This is a genomic window from Pseudochrobactrum lubricantis, assembly GCF_041929865.1.
Classification (GTDB): domain Bacteria; phylum Pseudomonadota; class Alphaproteobacteria; order Rhizobiales; family Rhizobiaceae; genus Pseudochrobactrum; species Pseudochrobactrum saccharolyticum.
In genome coordinates this window covers 68,180-86,884 of record NZ_JBHEEE010000007.1, presented here as the reverse complement: position 1 = coordinate 86,884, position 18,705 = coordinate 68,180, and the positions used below count along the sequence as shown (strand labels likewise).

General features: G+C 53.3%; 14 protein-coding genes and 1 pseudogene. 5 read left to right on the top strand and 10 right to left on the bottom strand.

Annotated elements, in window-relative coordinates; translation table 11 throughout:
• Positions 1–2: 2 nt before the first annotated feature.
• The 7 genes from pip to JNC80_RS14960 all read right to left on the bottom strand — a co-directional run bounded on the left by pip (position 3) and on the right by JNC80_RS14960 (position 9,279).
• Complete coding sequence (gene pip / locus JNC80_RS14990) at positions 3–956, bottom strand: prolyl aminopeptidase (RefSeq protein WP_376710750.1); 954 nt, start codon at positions 954–956, stop codon at positions 3–5.
• A gap of 314 nt (positions 957–1,270) precedes the next feature.
• Positions 1,271–2,923, bottom strand: coding sequence for an OFA family MFS transporter (locus tag JNC80_RS14985; RefSeq protein ID WP_376710749.1), 1,653 nt, complete (start codon positions 2,921–2,923; stop codon positions 1,271–1,273).
• Between the two features lie 136 nt (positions 2,924–3,059).
• Positions 3,060–3,290, bottom strand: coding sequence for a formate dehydrogenase subunit delta (locus JNC80_RS14980; RefSeq protein WP_022712526.1), 231 nt, complete (start codon positions 3,288–3,290; stop codon positions 3,060–3,062).
• A 3-nt stretch (positions 3,291–3,293) separates the two neighbouring features.
• Complete coding sequence (gene fdhF, locus JNC80_RS14975) at positions 3,294–6,179, bottom strand: formate dehydrogenase subunit alpha (protein ID WP_376710748.1); 2,886 nt, start codon at positions 6,177–6,179, stop codon at positions 3,294–3,296.
• Between the two features lie 12 nt (positions 6,180–6,191).
• Positions 6,192–7,760 (bottom strand): formate dehydrogenase beta subunit, encoded by a 1,569-nt coding sequence (locus JNC80_RS14970; RefSeq protein ID WP_376710747.1) that lies wholly within the window; start codon positions 7,758–7,760, stop codon positions 6,192–6,194.
• The gene (locus tag JNC80_RS14965) at positions 7,757–8,269 is read right to left on the bottom strand and encodes a formate dehydrogenase subunit gamma (RefSeq protein ID WP_376710746.1); all 513 of its coding nucleotides are present in this window, start codon (positions 8,267–8,269) and stop codon (positions 7,757–7,759) included. Before JNC80_RS14965 ends, JNC80_RS14970 begins: the two co-directional genes overlap by 4 nt.
• A gap of 110 nt (positions 8,270–8,379) precedes the next feature.
• Complete coding sequence (locus JNC80_RS14960; protein WP_022712521.1) at positions 8,380–9,279, bottom strand: LysR family transcriptional regulator; 900 nt, start codon at positions 9,277–9,279, stop codon at positions 8,380–8,382.
• 147 nt (positions 9,280–9,426) lie between these two features.
• Between JNC80_RS14960 and pbpC the strand changes: the two genes are divergently transcribed.
• From pbpC to JNC80_RS14940, 4 genes are all read left to right on the top strand, one after another.
• A complete protein-coding gene (gene pbpC, locus JNC80_RS14955) occupies positions 9,427–11,499 on the top strand; it encodes a penicillin-binding protein 1C (RefSeq protein WP_376710809.1) in 2,073 nt (690 codons plus the stop codon).
• Between the two features lie 351 nt (positions 11,500–11,850).
• Positions 11,851–12,702, top strand: a complete 852-nt coding sequence (locus JNC80_RS14950) for a MetQ/NlpA family ABC transporter substrate-binding protein (RefSeq protein WP_376710745.1) — start codon at positions 11,851–11,853, stop codon at positions 12,700–12,702.
• A gap of 258 nt (positions 12,703–12,960) precedes the next feature.
• A complete protein-coding gene (locus JNC80_RS14945) occupies positions 12,961–14,058 on the top strand; it encodes a methionine ABC transporter ATP-binding protein (RefSeq protein ID WP_376710808.1) in 1,098 nt (365 codons plus the stop codon).
• Positions 14,039–14,704, top strand: coding sequence for a methionine ABC transporter permease (locus JNC80_RS14940; RefSeq protein ID WP_122092538.1), 666 nt, complete (start codon positions 14,039–14,041; stop codon positions 14,702–14,704). The genes JNC80_RS14945 and JNC80_RS14940 overlap by 20 nt, the downstream gene beginning before the upstream one ends.
• Before the next feature lie 171 nt (positions 14,705–14,875).
• Here JNC80_RS14940 and JNC80_RS14935 read toward each other — a convergent pair whose 3' ends face one another.
• From JNC80_RS14935 to rpsU, 3 genes and pseudogenes are all read right to left on the bottom strand, one after another.
• Positions 14,876–15,286: a VOC family protein gene (locus tag JNC80_RS14935; protein ID WP_075657162.1), complete on the bottom strand. Its 411-nt coding sequence runs from the start codon at positions 15,284–15,286 to the stop codon at positions 14,876–14,878.
• Positions 15,287–15,388: 102 nt separating this feature from the next.
• Positions 15,389–16,186, bottom strand: a pseudogene (locus JNC80_RS14930) (tetratricopeptide repeat protein); the annotation flags it as partial.
• A 476-nt stretch (positions 16,187–16,662) separates the two neighbouring features.
• A complete protein-coding gene (gene rpsU / locus JNC80_RS14925) occupies positions 16,663–16,893 on the bottom strand; it encodes a 30S ribosomal protein S21 (RefSeq protein ID WP_022712514.1) in 231 nt (76 codons plus the stop codon).
• A gap of 548 nt (positions 16,894–17,441) precedes the next feature.
• Here rpsU and JNC80_RS14920 point away from each other — a divergent pair.
• Complete coding sequence (locus JNC80_RS14920; protein WP_376710744.1) at positions 17,442–18,695, top strand: sarcosine oxidase subunit beta family protein; 1,254 nt, start codon at positions 17,442–17,444, stop codon at positions 18,693–18,695.
• Positions 18,696–18,705: the final 10 nt, after the last annotated feature.

Genomic DNA, 18,705 nt, shown 5'->3' with positions numbered 1-18,705 from the left:
AGTTATGCGTGAACCGGTGCTTTGACGGCCTTAGCCAGACGCTCGGAAGCATCCGCAAGAGCGCCAGCCATAGGGCCGGTTGTCGACTGATGATTAGACAGAGTAACAATGGTGAAATTGGCTTCCGGCCATGCGGTTTTCAGCTTCCATGCTGTCACCATCGGGGTCACGGTATCATAACGCCCCTGCACAATTTCTGCAGGCAGATGGCGGATACGGTCGAGATTATCCAGCAGTGCATTGGCAGGCATGAAGGCACCGTTCATGCAATAATGCGTAAAAATACGAGAAACAGCTAAAGCCGCATCACTCTGCAACAATGTCGAGACGTGCTCGGCGCTTGGTTCCAAAGTCTGAGTGCGCGCAGAGAAACCGCGCAGGCTCTGTGCCGCTGCATGTTCTACCGCCGGATCACCGCAGGTCAGACGCTTATAATAGGCGCTCAAGAGATCGCCGCGTTCATCCTCTGGCACAAATTCTGCAAATTCCTGCCAGTAATCAGGAAAAATCGTTCGTGAACCGTGGAACCACCAGTCACTGTCTTCGCGATCACCAAGGAAAATCCCGTGAATGCAGAAACCGAGGCAGCGTTCAGGATGTGCCTGCCCATAGGCCAGTGACAGGCAGGAGCCCCACGAACCGCCGGCAACCAGCCAGCGCTCAATGCCAAAATGCTCGCGAATGCGTTCAATATCTTCAATCAGATGCTGCGTGGTATTTTCGCGCAATTCTGCAACAGGGGTCGATTGTCCGGCACCGCGCTGATCAAGTGTAATCACGCGATAGGTATCGAGATCAAAGCTGGCAATCTGCTTGGCCGATACACCGGCGCCCGGCCCGCCATGCAAAAATATCGCCGGAATCCCATTAGGGTTCCCATAATCATAAACCGCAATTTCATGAATATCGCTGACTTTCAGACGAAAGCTGTCACGCGCCTGACGCAACTCTGCCACGGCCCATCCTCCTGCTGCTGTTTATTGAAACAGCACTTCGTTCACCACTCTTGCGTCTGAATTGATTTGCCTCTTTGCGGCATTTATTTTTTAATTTCAGACGTGAAATTTATAGGCAGCGAACAGCTTTCAAGGCCAATGCAATTTCCGACTACCTATACCAAAACGGAATAGTTTTGTTCAACATCGCATAAAAATCCTCAAAACCACTCTTTTCGATAGCTATTCATCCGAAGAAAGCTATTGAAATTTATGGGGAAATAAAAAACTCCGGCATTGCTGCCGGAGTTTTCAATCAACCTGAAGTCTCAGATTTAGCGGAACAGGATCAGAGATTTTTCAAAGGTTGTCCACACACCCCAGAGTATCGGGATACCCACAGCGGCCCATGCAAGAGCAGCTTTGGCATCCAGCCCGCCTGTGCCGATGCCGAAGGAACCGCTCGGCCCTGTCGCTTCCGCTTTTGTGGCTGCTTGCAGTTTGGCAACTTCCGCATCCGACATGAACCATTTATCGCCCAGCGGTCTGATGAAGAAATTTGCAATCAGACCAAGCGCTAACATACCGGCCAGAATATACATCGTATAATCATAGACCTGCGCGCGCGGCACTCCGGCAGCAATCTGGAACTCACGAATATAATTCACCACAACCGGTCCGACGATCCCCGCCGTTGCCCATGCGGTCAGCAAGCGTCCGTGGATTGCACCCACAAATTGCGTGCCGAAAATATCCGCCAGATAGGCAGGCACAGTCGCAAAACCACCGCCATACATCGACAGGATGATACAGACCATTACCACAAACAGTGTGACCGAGCCCATATGCGCAGCTGTCGGCAACAGGGTGTAGAGAGCAATGCCAAGGGCGAAAAAGGTAAAGTAAGTCGCCTTACGGCCAAGACGATCAGACAGAGAAGCCCAGAAGAAACGCCCACCAATATTAAACAGCGAGATCAGACCGGTAAAACCGGCTGCAATCGCTGCAATCGCAGCCTTTTGCTCGGTGCTCAGTTCGGTAAATGTCAGTCCTGCCTCACCGATCAATTTGCCGCCGAAAATTTCCTGCAACATTGGCGATGCCATACCGATCACACCGATACCGGCAGACACATTCAGGCACAGCACTGCCCAGATCAGCCAGAACTGTGGGGTCTTATGCGCATCACGCAAATGCACATGACGGCTGGTAATCATCGCTTTTTTGGCCTGCGGTGCGACCCAGCCTTCCGGTTTCCAGCCTGCAGGCGGAATACGGTAGCCAAAGGCACCGCCCATCATGAATACGAAATAGCCTGCTGCCATCACCAGAAATGTCTGCCAGACACCAATGGAATCCGGTGTTTTAAAATGTTCCATCAGCAGGTCAGCCAATGGCGCACCAATCATAGCACCGCCACCAAAACCCATAATCGCCATGCCAGTCGCCATACCGCGGCGATCCGGAAACCATTTAATCAATGTCGAAACCGGTGAAATATAACCAAGGCCAAGGCCGATACCGCCAATGAAACCGGCACCGATCCACATCAGCCAGAGCTGATGGGTCATCACACCGATAGCGGCAATCACCATGCCGCCGCACCAGCAAAGTGCCGATACAAAACCTGCTTTACGCGGCCCTACACGCTCCAGCCAACCGCCCCAGATGGCAGCAGAACAGCCAAGCAGCACAAAAAACAGCGTATAAATCCAGCCGAGATCTGCCACACGCCAGTCGCAACTGGTGGTGAACAAGGCAGTTAAAAGGCTCATATCCGCACAGGCAGCGGCGGTTTCACCACCCAAAGCACGGCTCAGCGGCAGCCAGAACACGCTGAAACCATAGGCCATGCCGATACACAGATGTATCGCTAGCGCCGCCGGCGGCACCAGCCAGCGGTTAAATCCGGGTTTGGCGATAATCCGCTCGCGGTCGAGAATCCCCGGCCCGCTCAAACCTCCCAGGGTTTGATCTGTTGCACTCATGTCAAAATCCTCCCTTCTGCGAACGCGCCGCAGCCTGCCCATCTCCCGTGAGCATCCCTTAATTGTCAGAATGAAATTATTTAAATGCTGAATCATTTCAGCCGGATACTGGACTGTATCCGGCTGAAATTGCGTATTATGAGACCGGACGTTTAATCAGTGGCGCGGCCTCAAGCACCAGAGGATGCAGCCCCTCTCCGCCTGCATCAATCAGATTAAATAATTGCGTACGCATACGCGGCTCCCAGAACATATTGATATGTTTGGCGACACCCGCCGCCTGATCAATCTGCGTCTGCGAACTGAAAAATGTGGCAATCTGTGATGCCATCATCGGAATGCGGCTGTGATAAGTATGTTCACTCATAGCTTAGCTCACCGTATCCAAAGCTGTTTCAATATGGCGGCTGGCATCGGAATGTTCGCGATATTCCTGCTGCCATTGTGTCGGGCCATTGGATGCGCTGATCTGCACCGCAGTCACCTTATATTCTGGACAGTTGGTCGCCCAGTCCGAGAAATCAGTGGTCACCACATTGGCCTGTGTGGTCGGGTGGTGGAAGGTCGTATAGACCACACCCGGTGTCACACGGTCTGTAACCAGCGCCCGCAAGGTTGTTTCACCGGCACGGCTGGCAATTTTCACCCAGTCACCATCACGCAAACCACGCACTTCCGCATCATGCGGATGGATTTCCAGACGGTCTTCCGCATGCCATGCCACATTCTCGGTACGTCGGGTCTGTGCACCCACATTATATTGCGAGAGAATACGCCCTGTGGTGAGCAGCAGCGGGAAGCGCGGGCCCGAACGCTCATCGGTTGCCACATATTCCGTGCGCATAAATTTGCCTTTGCCGCGCACAAAATGGTCAATATGCATCACCGGCGTGCCGAGCGGTGCTTTGGCATTACATGGCCACTGCACGGAACCTTCACGTTCCAGCAGTTCATAGGACACATTGGCAAATGTCGGTGTGGTCAGGGCGATTTCGTCCATGATCTGCGACGGATGCGTATAGTTCCAGTTCAGCCCCATTGCACGGGCAAGATTTTGCGTCACTTCCCAGTCGGCATAGCCGTTGGTTGGTGTCATCACCTTGCGCACGCGGTTGATACGGCGTTCCGCATTGGTGAATGTGCCATCCTTTTCGAGGAAGGTCGAACCCGGCAGGAAAACATGGGCGAAATTGGCGGTCTCATTGAGGAACAGGTCCTGCACCACCACACATTCCATAGCCTCCAGTCCCGCGGCCACATGGCGGGTATCCGGATCGGACTGCAGAATATCCTCACCCTGAATATAAATGCCCTTGAAGGTGCCTTCTACCGCCGCATCCAGCATATTCGGAATACGCAGACCCGGCTCATCCTGAAGAATTACGCCCCAGATATTTTCATAAATCTCGCGGGTTGCGGGATCAGAGATATGACGATAGCCCGGCAATTCATGCGGGAATGAGCCCATATCGCAAGAACCCTGCACGTTATTCTGACCACGCAGCGGGTTCACACCCACGCCCTTGCGGCCGATATTACCGGTGACCATCGCAAGATTGGCAATCGCCATCACGGTCGTGGAACCCTGACTATGCTCGGTTACACCAAGACCGTAATAGATTGCACCATTGCCACCGGTTGCAAACAGACGGGCAGCGCCGCGTACTTCTTGCGCCGGAACACCGGTCAGCAGTTCCACAGCCTCAGGGCTGTATTGCGGCTGGGAGACGAATTCCACCCAATCGCGGAACTCTTCATTCTCGCAACGCTCACGAATGAAAGCATCATCCTGCAGACCTTCGGTTACAATCACATGCGCCAGCGCCGTCATGATTGCCACATTGGTACCCGGACGCAGTGCCAGATGATGTGCCGCCTCAATATGCGGTGAGCGCACCAGATCAATACGACGCGGATCAATCACAATCAGCTTGGCACCTTGGCGCAAACGCTTACGCAGACGCGAGCCGAACACCGGATGGCCATCGGTCGGATTGGCGCCGATCACCATCACCACATCAGTATGTTCAACACTGTCGAAATCCTGCGTCCCCGCAGAGGTACCGAAAGTCTGGTTCAGACCATAGCCGGTCGGCGAGTGGCAGACACGCGCACAGGTATCAACATTGTTATTGCCGAAACCCGCGCGGATCAGTTTCTGCACAAGGAAGGTTTCTTCATTGGTGCAGCGTGACGAGGTAATACCGCCGATGGAGTTGCGTCCGTACTGAGCCTGCAAGCGTTTAAACTCACTGGCCACACGGCCATAGGCTTCTTCCCATGACACTTCGCGCCAAGGGTCGGTGATCTTTTCACGGATCATCGGTTTAAGAATACGGTCTTTATGATGGGCGTAGCCGTAAGCAAAACGGCCTTTAACGCAGGAGTGGCCGCGGTTGGCCTTACCGTCTTTATACGGAACCATACGTACCAGTTCTTCACCGCGCATTTCCGCTTTGAAAGAACAGCCGACACCGCAATAAGCACAGGTCGTGACTTTGGAATGTTCAGGCTGACCGATTTCGATCACCGATTTTTCTGTCAGCGTCGCCGTCGGACAAGCCTGTACACAGGCACCGCAGGACACACATTCCGAGCCTAAGAAGCTCTCATGCATCCCCGGTGAGACGCGGGAATTGAAACCGCGTCCTTCAATGGTCAGCGCAAAAGTACCCTGCACTTCCTCACAGGCACGCACGCAGCGTGAGCAGACAATACATTTGGACGGATCATAGGTGAAATACGGATTGCTCTCGTCTTTCGGCATCCATTTTGCATTCAGCGCACCGTCATTGCGGCCTTGTTTGAAAACATGGTTCGCGCCGTCCTGACCGTAGCGCACATCACGCAAGCCCACAGCACCGGCCATATCCTGCAATTCGCAATCGCCATTGGCAGCGCAGGTCAGACAGTCCAGCGGATGATCGGAGATATAAAGCTCCATCACGCCTTTGCGCAAAGATTTCAGACGGCCGGTCTGGGTATGAACCACCTGCCCTTCCATCACCGGCGTGGTACAGGAAGACGGCGTGCCGTTACGGCCTTCAATTTCTACGAGGCACAGACGGCAGGAACCAAACGCATCCACCATATCGGTGGCGCAAAGCTTCGGAATGGCAATGCCGGCTTCCATCGAAGCCCGCATGATCGAGGTGCCTTCCGGCACAGTCACCTGATTGCCGTCGATGGTCAGGGTCACCATTTTTTCCGAGCGTGAAACAGGTGTGCCGTAATCGATTTCTTTAATTAAGCTCATCTTCTGTCACTCCTATTCCGCTGCCTGCACGAAAGTCTGGCTTTCAGGGCGCGGGCGAAAATCCTCTTCAAAATGCGTCAGGGCACTCATCACCGGATAAGGGGCAAAGCCGCCAAGCGCACAAAGGGAGCCGAATTTCATTGTCTGGCAAAGATCTGTCAGAATTTCGATCTGCGTATCGGGTTCTGAACCGGCTGCAATTCTGTCGATCACTTCAACACCGCGTGTCGAGCCGATGCGGCATGGGGTGCATTTCCCGCAGGATTCAATGGCACAGAATTCCATCGCAAAACGCGCCTGTTTCAGCATATCTGCCCGATCATCAAAGACCACCAGACCGGCATGACCGATCAGACCATCTTTGGCGGCAAAGGCTTCATAATCAAACGGTGTATCGAACAATGCGCGCGGGAAGTAAGCACCCAGCGGTCCGCCGACCTGAACCGCCTTAACCGGACGACCACTTGCGGTACCGCCGCCGATCTCATCGACAATCTCGCCCAGTGTCAGGCCGAAAGCGGTTTCAAACAACCCGCCATATTTAACATTACCGGCAATCTGCAGCGGAATTGTACCACGCGAGCGCCCCATACCAAAATCACGGTAATAGGCAGCGCCCTTGTCCATAATCACCGGAACAGAGGCCAGAGAGATCACATTATTGATGACGGTCGGTTTGCCGAACAGGCCTTTATGGGCAGGCAATGGCGGCTTGGCGCGCACCAGTCCACGCTTACCTTCAAGACTTTCCAGCAGAGCGGTTTCTTCACCGCAGACATAAGCACCGGCACCGGTGCGCACTTCCATATCAAAGGCGAAACGCGAGCCCATCACTGATGCGCCGAGCACACCGGCTTTGCGGGCAATCTCGACGGCCTGCTTCATCATCGCAATCGCATCCGGATATTCGGAACGCGTATAGAGATAGCCTTTGGTCGCACCCACTGCGATACCGGCAATCGCCATACCCTCAATGAGAACGAAAGGATCACCTTCCATAATCATACGGTCGGCAAAAGTACCGCTGTCACCCTCGTCCGCATTGCAGACAATATATTTACGCGCACCTTGCGCATCGTGAACGGTTTTCCATTTGATACCGGTCGGGAAACCGGCACCGCCACGGCCGCGCAAACCGGAATCCGTGACCTGCGCCACAATATCCGCAGGCTGCATCGCAATCGCGTTTTGCAGACCTTTCAAGCCGTCATGGGCGCGGTAATCATCCAGCGACAAAGGATCGGTCACACCGCAACGGGCGAAAGTCAGACGGGTTTGTTTTTTGAGAAACGGGATTTCTTCGGTCAGTCCCAGCGACAGTGGGTGGTCTTTGCCCTCAAGCAAGCCGCTGTCAAACAACGAGGCCACATCAGACACATCCACAGGGCCATAGGCAACGCGGCCTTTGCTCGTTGCCACTTCCACCAGCGGCTCCAGCCAGACCATGCCACGGGAGCCATTGCGTACGAGCTTGATGTCCAGACCGCGCTTTACGGCTTCACCGGCAATGGCATACGCCACTTCATCGGCACCAAGCGCCAGAGCGGCAGCGTCACATGGCACATAAATTGTTACACTCATGCCCGTGCCTCCGCAATTAATCGTTCTGCCTTGCCTTCATTCAGGCGACCGATCAGCCGGTCATCCACTTGCGCCGCAGGCGCACAGGCACACAGACCAAGACAATAAACCGCCTCAAGCGTGATTTTACCGTCGCCGGTTGTTTCACCCCAGCCGATACCGAGCAATTTTTGCACCGCTTCTGCCACACGGTCGCCGTCCATAGACTGGCAGGCCTCAGCGCGGCACAGCCGGATCACATGGCGACCGGTCGGCGATGCGCGAAAATCGTGATAAAAAGTCATAACGCCGTGCACTTCTGCGCGCGACAGGTTCAGTGCCTCGGCAATGAGTGTCAGTGTTTCCGCCGGTACATAGCCGAATTCTTCCTGTATGGCGTGCAAGACAGGAAGCAGCGGGCCCTCAATGGCTTTATACTCATTGATAACATCTATCGTGCGCCCGGCGACATCAGACTTTTGAGATGACGTGCCTGCGCTTCTGGTAAAAACTGAATCCGAGCCTGACATTGACGTCAAAGCCTCCCGCAAATTTATATTTCTGTTCCCCATCTTAGAACAGATCAAAACTGCGCCCCTGATTCAATAGGGTAAAACCGTCAGTCAATAGAAAAAATCTATCAAGTGAGCGGCATCATAATGCGCGACAATGCTCTTGCTTCATGCAGCAAAGCCGCAATCAGCGGCGTGTGCGGTTCACGCTGCGCAGCAATCAGCCCGACACTATGGCTGGCCTGCGGCTCAACAATCGGAATAGAGCGGATCGGCTCGCTAAAGCCCAGAATCTGGGAAAGATTGAGCGGCATAATGCTCGCCCATTTGCCGGTACGGATGTGAGAAAACAGCACAATCATGGAATTGGATTCCAGTGTCGGCTGCACGGTTACTCCCGCCTGCGCCAGATGCTGATTGATAATCCTGCGGTTCTGCATATCGCTTGTCAGCAGACAGAGCGGCAAACTGCCGACTTCCGCCCATGTGACATTTTCACGCTCCGAAAACCGGCTGCCGACCGAGGTAATCAGCTGATAGCTCTCACGATAAATCGGCACCGCTGTCACTTTTCCCAGCGGTTCATTGTCCAGATAGCTGATTCCGGCATCAATATCGAAATTCTCCAGCGCTGCCAGCACTTCAACAGAGGTGCGGGAAATGATCGTAAAAGTCACATCGGGATGCTTCTCGCGGAACGGCGTTGTCAGCTGCGAGACCATCGCCAGTGCGGTGGGAATTGCCGCTATCCGAATATGCCCGCCAAGGCCGAAACGCGCTGCCCGCATCTCTTCTTTCATCGTCCGCGCATCACCGACAATGCGCCGCGCCCATTCCAGCACACGCTGGCCTTCCGGTGTCAGCCCCTGAAAGCGCGACCCGCGCTGCACCAGCATCACCCCCAGCATATCTTCAAGCTGGCGGATACCGGCGGACAATGTCGGCTGGGTAATGCCGCAATCTTCTGCCGCTTTGCCGAAGTGTTTTTCCCGCGCAAGCGCAATGAAATATTCCAGCTTGTCGATCATGGTGTTCCCCGTTATTTTCTGCCCTGTTATATGCAATAATATAAGGGCGGTACAATCAACCGTTCCGGATTAGCCTGTTCATGCAGGCGGAGACAGCTTTTGGCCGAGACCCAGCCCCTTAAAAAACCGCGCTTGCATAAAAAGCTCATGATCTTGAGCGGCACTGCAATCGCTCTGGCTGTGACATGGGCCAGTCTGGAAATTCTCGACAAGGCTTTTCCGCCACCGCTGGAAGTTGTCAACCAGACATCCAAAGAAGTGATGGATCGCGACGGTAATCTATTGCGTGCCTTTGCTATTCCGTCCGGTCACTGGCGGCTCGCTACCACCCATAAAGATGTCGATCCGCAATTTATTGACATGCTGATTGCCTATGAGGATCAGCGTTTTCGCGACCATGGCGGTATTGATCCGCGTGCCATGGGGCGTGCAGCCATACAGCTTGCCAGCCACGGGCGCATTATCTCCGGCGGCTCCACTCTGTCGATGCAGGTTGCGCGCCTGATTGAACCGCGCACGGAGCGTTCCTTTATTGCCAAGTTCCGCCAGATGCTGCGCGCCGTGCAAATCGAGCGTCGCCTGTCGAAAGAAGAAATCCTTGATGCTTATCTGACGCTTGCGCCTTTTGGCGGCAATCTTGAAGGCATCCGTGCTGCGAGCCTTGCCTATTTCGGCAAGGAACCGCGCAGGCTCACAACCTCGGAAGCAGCTCTGCTGATTGCCCTGCCGCAATTGCCCGAGCGCCGCCGTCCCGACCGCTATCCTGATAATGCCCGTGCCGCCCGTGACCGTGTGCTGAACCGCTTGGCGGTCGTGTCGCTGATCGGTAATGATGAGGCAGACCGCGCCGCCCATCTGGCCATACCGAAACGCCGCTTGGCCATGCCTGCCCTTGCCCCGCATGTCAGTGAAACCGCATTGCGCAAAGACCCGCAAGTCAATGTGCATCATGTGACGCTCAAGCGTTCCGTGCAGCAGGCACTGGAAACCGTGGCAATGGATTCCGCCAAGCGCCTCGGCCCTAAAATCTCCGTCGCCATGGTCATGGCCGATGCGATCACTGGTGACATTATAGGTGAAGTCGGCTCTTCGGATTATTTCGACTCCAGCCGTTCCGGCTGGATTGATATGACCAATGTGCAGCGCTCCCCCGGCTCCGCGCTGAAACCCTTCATCTTCGGGCTGGCTTTTGAAGACGGTCTGGTGATGCAGGAAACCATTATCGAAGACCGGCCAACCAATTTCTCCGGCTATCGCCCGCGCAATTTTGATATGAGCTATCAGGGCGATGTGACGGTACGTGAGGCGCTGCAACTCTCGCTTAATGTACCGTCCGTGCGCCTGCTCGACAGTGTCGGTGCCACACGCCTCATGGTGCGGATGCACCGCGCCGACATTAAAACCACATTGCCACCGGGGGAAACACCGGGTCTGGCTATTGGTCTTGGCGGGCTTGGCATCAGCCTTAAAGATCTGGTGCAGCTTTACACCGGCCTTTCCAATCGCGGCAAAACTACCGTCATTTCCAATGGCGTGGATGACCGTATAAAAGATGACAAGAGCGCAACCTCCGGTGAGCCGCTGCTGCAACCCGCAGCCGCATGGCAGGTGGCTGATGTACTTGCGGGTGTTAAACCGCCGCTGGGGTCACTCCAGCGCGGCCTCGCCTATAAAACCGGCACCAGCTACGGCTATCGTGATGCATGGTCAGTTGGCTTTGACGGCCGCTATGTGCTGGGTGTCTGGGTTGGCCGTGCCGATAATGGTGCTGTTCCGGGGTTAAGTGGTTATGGCTCCGCCGCACCGATCCTGTTTGAAGCCTTTTCCAAATCCGGTGTCGGCTTTACCCCACTTGCAGCCCCACCGGTCGGTACAATGAGGCTGCGCCAATCCGAGCTGCCGGTATCGTTGCGGCGCTTTACACCCTATCTCGCACCACTAGTCAGTGCGTCCGTGCGGGAATCCGCACCGCAAATCCTGTTTCCGCCGGAAGGTGCACGGGTTGAACTGACCAACCAGCCTGACGGCACCACCGCACCGCTGGCATTGAAAATGCAGGGCGGCCGTGCACCGTTCATCTGGCTGGCCAATGGCAAGCCGCTGGATAAAGCCTCACGCAAGCGCTCCGGCCTCTGGCAACCCGATGGTGCAGGCTATTCCACACTGACCGTGATTGACGCGGTTGGCCGTGCCGCCAGCGTACGCGTCTTCATCGATTAAAACTAAGCCATATCCGCATATCACGCCCGTAATGCACTTCGCATTGCGGGCGTTTTTATGTGATGAATTTCGATTCCGCACAGCTGCAACTTATTACCAAACGCACAATGCTAAATATAAACATATATTTATCTGCGATAGTTTTATTCGTGATTTAGCAAAATTACGCAAAAATATTCTAATAAAACTTAATTCGTAGACGAAACTTCCTTGTTATCGCACACCATTCTGTGAAGAATATACTCACACAATCCGCCTGCCTCCGTTTGAGAGAAAACAGGTATGAGATTTGTGAGGCAAAACCATTAAGCGAGACACCGCTTAATGACCAAAATTATAAGGAAAACAGCAATGTCGTTGTCAGATATCGCCCGCGTCAAAACCTTAATTTCGCGCCGCACCGGCATGAAAATGATGCTGCTTTCCGCTGTTGCCATGAGCGTTGCATTTGCTGCACCTCTGTCGGTTCAGGCACAGGATACAACCATCAAAGTCGGCATCATGGGTGGTGAAGACGAAGATGTGTGGAAAGTTGTTGCTGAACAGGCTGCAAAAGAAGGCCTCAAAATCGAAACCGTCATTTTCAACGATTACACCCAGCCGAATGAAGCGCTGGAGCGTAAAGAGATTAATGCCAATGCGTTTCAGCATGAGCCATATCTGAATGAGCAGATCAAACAGCACGGTTACAAAATCTCCGTTGCCGGTTACACTGCCCTCTGGCCAATTGGTATTTATTCCCGCAAAGTTGAAAAGCTGGAAGATCTGAAAGAAGGCGCAATCGTCGGCGTTCCGAATGATCCGACCAATGAAGGCCGTGCCCTGCGCGTTCTCGAAAGCAAAGGTCTGATCAAACTCAATCCGGATGCAGGCATTCTTGCAACTCCGATTGATATTGTTGAGAACCCGAAGAAGCTTGAAATCAAAGAACTGGATGCCGGTGTTGTCGGTCTTTCCATTGATGATCTTGATGCAGCCATCGTCAACAATAACTGGGCAGCCAAATCCGGTCTTGATCCTGTGAAGGATGCTATCGGCTGGGAAGTAAAAGAAAACAATCCTTACCGCAACTTCATTGCCATCCGCACTGAAGACAAGGATGCAGCATGGGTGAAACCGCTTGTTGCAGCTTTCCAGAACGAGCCGGTGAAAGCAGAACTCGACCGTGCGTATAAGAGCACAGGTATTCCTGCCTGGGAATAAGAGCTGTCAAACCAAGCTTAAACCGCGCATAGTAACGGTCCGGATTTATCCGGACCGTTTTGCACTCTGAGCATTGCCATTTTGCTCCGTTATTATTGCCTCAATTTAAAGAAAGAGCTCGAGCAGTTTCATTTTAAATTAACTCTTTGAAAATGCTCTATCTACTTGTTTTTACGCGCATTTTTTCCGAAAACCGCTTCGCATTTTTCGGGATGCGCTCCAGAGGATAAAGTGAATACTTCAGTTCCAACAAAGAATATGCAGCAAAAGCTGCCTTCCGCATCCGGTCAGCCTCCCGTGACCGGTGACGAAGTTGTCAAACTTTCCAATATTAAACGTATGTTCGGCACTACACCTGCCGTGGATGATATTTCTCTCTCGGTTCAGCGCGGTGAAATTCTCGGTATTATCGGCCGCAGCGGCGCGGGCAAATCAACGCTCATCCGCTGCCTCAACGGTCTGGAACGGCCTGATAGCGGCTCGGTCATCATTGAAGGTCAGGAAATCACCGGTCTCACTGAAAGTCAGTTGCAGCCGGTGCGCCGCCGTATCGGCATGATTTTCCAGCACTTCAATCTGATGTCGGCCAAAACCGTGGCGCAGAATATTGCCCTGCCGCTCAAAATTGCCGGTATTGCCAAACCGGAACGTCAGAAAATCGTTGCTGAATTGCTGGAACTGGTCGGCCTGTCAGAGCGTGCACAGCATTATCCGGCACAGCTTTCCGGTGGTCAGAAGCAGCGTGTCGGCATTGCCCGTGCACTTGCAGCCAAACCGAGCCTGCTTTTGTCGGATGAGGCAACCTCCGCGCTTGATCCGGAAACCACCCAGTCCATTCTGGCACTGCTGAAAGACATCAATCAGAAACTCGGCCTGACCATTCTGCTGATTACCCATGAAATGGATGTTATCCGCAAGATCGCGGACCGTGTGATTGTGCTGGATCACGGGCATATTGCCGAAGAAGGCCCTGTCTGGGAAGTTTTTGCGCGTCCGAAAGCCGATACAACCAAAAGCCTTCTGAAAATGCTGACCCCTGCACTGCCTGAAAGCATTGCCGCACAGCTGACGCAGAACCCGCAATCAGCTTCAGAAGCGATTATCCGTCTGCGCATCTCCGGTGAATCTGCACGCAGACCACTGATCAATGATATTGCCGCCGCTTCCGGTCTCAATGCACGCCTCGTTCATGGCGGCATTGATACGATTCAGGGAGAACCGGTCGGCACATTATTCCTTGGCCTCCCCGCCCATGACCAGACAGCTTTGCAAAAGGCTGTGGGTTTTCTGAAGACAATTTGTGATGAAACGGAGGTTGCCGGATATGTTTCAGTTCCTGACACCCGCAATGCTTGATCTGCTCTGGCGCTCGTTAGGCGAAACTCTGATTATGACGGGTTTCTCCAGCTTCTTCACATTGCTCTTCGGCCTGCCGCTTGGTCTGTTGCTGATCCTGACAGACCGTAACGGCCTGCTTCAGAATATTCCGGTCAACCGTGTTATCGGCGCGGTCGTCAATGCGTTCCGCTCGGTACCGTTCATTATTCTGCTGGTTGCCCTCATCCCGTTCACACGCCTGATTATGGGCACTGCACTGGGCACATGGGCATCCATCGTGCCGCTGTCGATTGCCGCCATCCCTTATTATGCCCGTATGGCTGAAGTATCACTGCGTGAAGTTGACCACGGCCTGATTGAAGCTGCCCGCTCCATGGGTGCAAGCCGCTGGACGATCATTAAAGAAGTGCTGATACCGGAATCCATGCCGGGTCTGATCGCAGGCTTTACAGTTACCATCGTCACGCTGATCGGTGCATCCGCAATGGCCGGTGCGATTGGCGCAGGCGGTCTCGGCGACCTTGCTATCCGCTATGGCTATCAGCGTTTCAACTATCCGATCATGGCCGCTGTTGTTGCCGTTCTGATCGTGTTTGTCTGCCTGATCCAGTGGATCGGTGACAGGTTGGTACAAAAAGTCGATAAACGCGTCGTTAAACGCTAGAGCATTTCCAGCAAAAGTGCGCAGCGCCTTCGCAGGGAAATCAGTTCACTGGACTGATTTCCTTTCCTGCTTCGATGCGTAGGATAATGCGAGAAAATAAAATTTAGAGCGGTTCCGCTCTGAATAAAAAAGGCCGGTGAAAACCGGCCTTTTCTTTATCTCTTTGTCAAGTCAGCCGTGTTTCTCATGAACGCCGACTTCAACCGTATTACCGTCCGGATCAAAAACCAGAGCCGCGAAATAACCCATTTCCTTCGGCCCCTGATAGGACGGCGCACTGCTTTCCCGCCCGCCGGATCTGAGTGCAGCCTGATGAAAAGCCTCAACCTGCTCATGACTTTTGGCGCTGAATTTAAGGTGCAAATGCTGACCCGGCTGTGATGCAGAATCTGCACCATTTGCAGATTTTGCCGCAACAATCCGCAAGAATGGCAGAGGACTGCGGGCATTCCCGCTGACAAAAAACAAATTATCCGCCGTCTGCAACACCCTAAGCTCCAGTGCAGCCATGCTGCCGGAGTAAAACTGGTAGGATGCCGGAATATCCCGGCTCTCAAAGCCGATATGGTCGAATAAAGACATAGCCAATAATATAGAGAGCTTCAGAAATAAGAAAAGAGCCACCGGATACTGAATCCTGCGGCTCTTTAACTTGCTATGCTCTGTCTATTTAGGACTGAACAATTACCGTGTACGGCTCAGACCATCCTTGGCAGGCTTATATTGCGGATCAAGCTGCACCGCGCGGGCATAGGAAGCCGCAGCACGTTTCTTGTCACCGCGATGCTCATAGACCAGCGCCTGATTGGCCCAGCTTTCCGCAATCTTGTCATCCAGCCCGATAGCCGTATTGAAATCATCAAAGGCATTGTCATAATCGCCGAGCGCTGCATAGGAAATACCGCGGCCATTATAAGGCTCCGGCGCATTCGACTGCAGGGAAGCCGCAGCAGAGAAATCCTCAATCGCCTGTTTGTGCTGACCGCGCGCCTGATAGATCAGACCACGATTGTGGTAAGCGCGGCCATCGGTGGTATCCAGCTGAATTGCACGGTTGAAATCCGTCATCGCTTCGTCCAGACGTCCTGCCTGACGATAGACATTACCACGGCCGATATAGGCTGCATCATATTGCGGATTGATCTGAATGGCGCGGCCATAATCCTGCACAGCCGCCGCTTCATTCTTCAGATAACGCTGGATCAGCGCGCGATTGGCATAGGCCTGATAATAATTCGGATCGAGCTGGATCGCCGTATCAAAATCCTTCATCGCCTCGCGATAGCGCCCTGCTTTACCATAGGCTGAGCCGCGCACGTTGTAACTTTCAGGATTACGCGGATTGCTTTGAATAACAGTTGTCAGCGAACCGATATTCTCGCTGGATCCCTGCGCAAGATCAACCGGCGTAAGTATGGAATTGGAAGTACTCTGACAGCCCGCCAAAGCCAGAACTGCACAGGATGCTGCAACCAGCAAACCTTTATTCAAAGAAAGGCGCTGTTCACGCAAAGTCAATTTCACACTTGCCAAAGATCCCATTCGCGCACTCCTCAAAAGCAGTCTTGTGGCCTGAGATTCCGGCCTGTGCTCTGCACAGTATCTGACGGAAAATGGTAAGACTGCATATATTTTATGACATGCCAATGCACTCAGCCCATACAGAAAAAGGCGGAAGTGAATACTCACCCCACCTTAAAGCTGTTTTCCAGCGATGCAAACATATCTGTATGGTCAACTTTTACAATAAAGCTTCATATTACATCAGTTCTCAAAAACCGGCATAATAAGCCTGAAAAGCTGGCCTGAACGCAAAGCAAAACGCATGACCCTGAGATCATGCGCTGCTTAATCAGTATATCTGATCAGAAACGACGCAGCCTGTAGCCACGCGTTCAGTCTGATTAACCGGTCGCCAAGCGACCCGTTAATTAGCGGGCCGCTACGCGACTTGTTACTTAACGAGCCGCTACGCGGCCGCCGCCTACCAGACCTTCACGCTGTGCGCGCTTACGAGCCAGCTTGCGTGCACGGCGAACGGCTTCAGCCTTTTCGCGGGCGCGCTTTTCAGATGGCTTTTCATAATGACCGCGCATTTTCATTTCGCGGAAAATACCTTCACGCTGCATCTTTTTCTTAAGAGCGCGGAGAGCCTGATCAACATTATTATCGCGTACGAGTACCTGCACGTGTAATCCCGTTCCGTTTCGGTTAGATTTTTCAGTTTAGCCTGAAGGCACCGGTGAGCCCCGAAGAAAAAACAGTCTGGCAGTTCCGGTAAAGGAGCCGTCTTATGGCTGAGAAATCTTAAGACTTCGCAACGGCCTTCCGATGCAAATTCGAGTGCCGTTTAACAGTATCCGGCGCGATTGTCCACACAGAATCCGTAACACAGCGCCCGATCAGGCCTTATCAACCTCATTATTACAGTTTTAACCGTAAAAATCACGTTTTATTTGCATTTTTCTTTGCGGAGATTGCATTGGTTTTAATCTGCAAATGCAAAATTTACCCCGTATTTCACAGAGATTCTCTGTCGCTTTTTCCGCTAATTTTCATGCGGAATGAAGTGAGTCCTTCGCACTGACATCCCGCAGCGATGCGAGAGCTTTTCAGCAAACAAAAACCGCATGATACGCCAAAACCCGTCGCAAAATGGCAAAGTCAGTGTCGGCATATGGTTTAACTTTAAACCAACAGGCGGAAAAAATCTTCCGCGCCCAGATAAGGGGACATTATGCGTAAGTTTTCAGTATTTGCAGTTGCCCGAGAAGCACTGCGCGGAAATAAAGGTTGGGAGCCGCAATGGGCTTCACCGGAACCGCGCTCTCACTATGATGTGATTATTGTCGGCGGCGGCGGGCACGGTCTGGGTGCCGCCTATTATCTGGCCAAAGAACACGGCATCACCAATATTGCAGTGCTGGAAAAAGGCTGGATCGGCGGCGGCAATACCGGCCGTAACACCACTATCATCCGCTCCAACTATCTCTATGAAGAGAGCATGAATATCTATGAGCATTCGCTCAAGATGTGGGAGAACCTGTCACAGGATCTCAACTACAACGTGATGTTCTCGCCGCGTGGCGTGCTGATGCTGTCGCATAATATCCATGACAAGCAATCCTTCAGCCGTCACATCAATGCCAACCGCCTCTATGGCATCGACAATGAATGGCTGACACCGGAACAGGCCAAAGCCTATTGTCCGCCGCTGAATATTTCGCAAAATTCCCGCTATCCGATCAATGGCGCAGCCTTGCAACGCCGCGGCGGCGTTGCCCGTCACGATGCAGTGGCATGGGGCTATGCCCGCGCAGCTTCTGATCGCGGTGTGCATATTATCCAGAATTGCGAAGTGCTCGGCATTCGCCGTAATGCGGACGGCAGTGTCAGCGGTGTTGAGACCAATCGCGGCTTTATCGGCGCCAAGAAAATCGGTATTTCCGCTTCCGGTCACTCCTCGGTCATCATGAATATGGCTGATGTGCGCGTACCGTTGCAAAGCTCCCCGTTGCAGGCACTGGTTTCTGAACCGATGAAGCCGATTGTGCCATGCGTGGTCATGTCCAATGCGGTTCATGCCTATATTTCTCAGTCGGATAAGGGCGAGTTTGTTATCGGCGCCGGTACCGACCAGTATAATTCCTATTCGCAGACAGGCGGCTTGCAGATCATCACCCATACGCTGGATGCAATCTGTGAATTGTTCCCGATGTTCCGCCGCGTGAAAATGATGCGCCAATGGGGCGGTGTGACTGACAACACTGTTGATCGTGCACCGATCCAGAGCAAAACCCCTGTGCCGAACTTGTTCGTCAATGCAGGCTGGGGCACCGGCGGTTTCAAAGCGACACCGGGTTCCGCCCATCTGTTCGCCCATCTGATCGCCCGTGGCGAACCGCATCCGCTGGCCGCAGGCTTTACGCTTGATCGTTTCCGCACCGGTCGTCTGATCGACGAAGCTGCAGCTGCAGCCGTAGCCCACTAAGGATAATTAT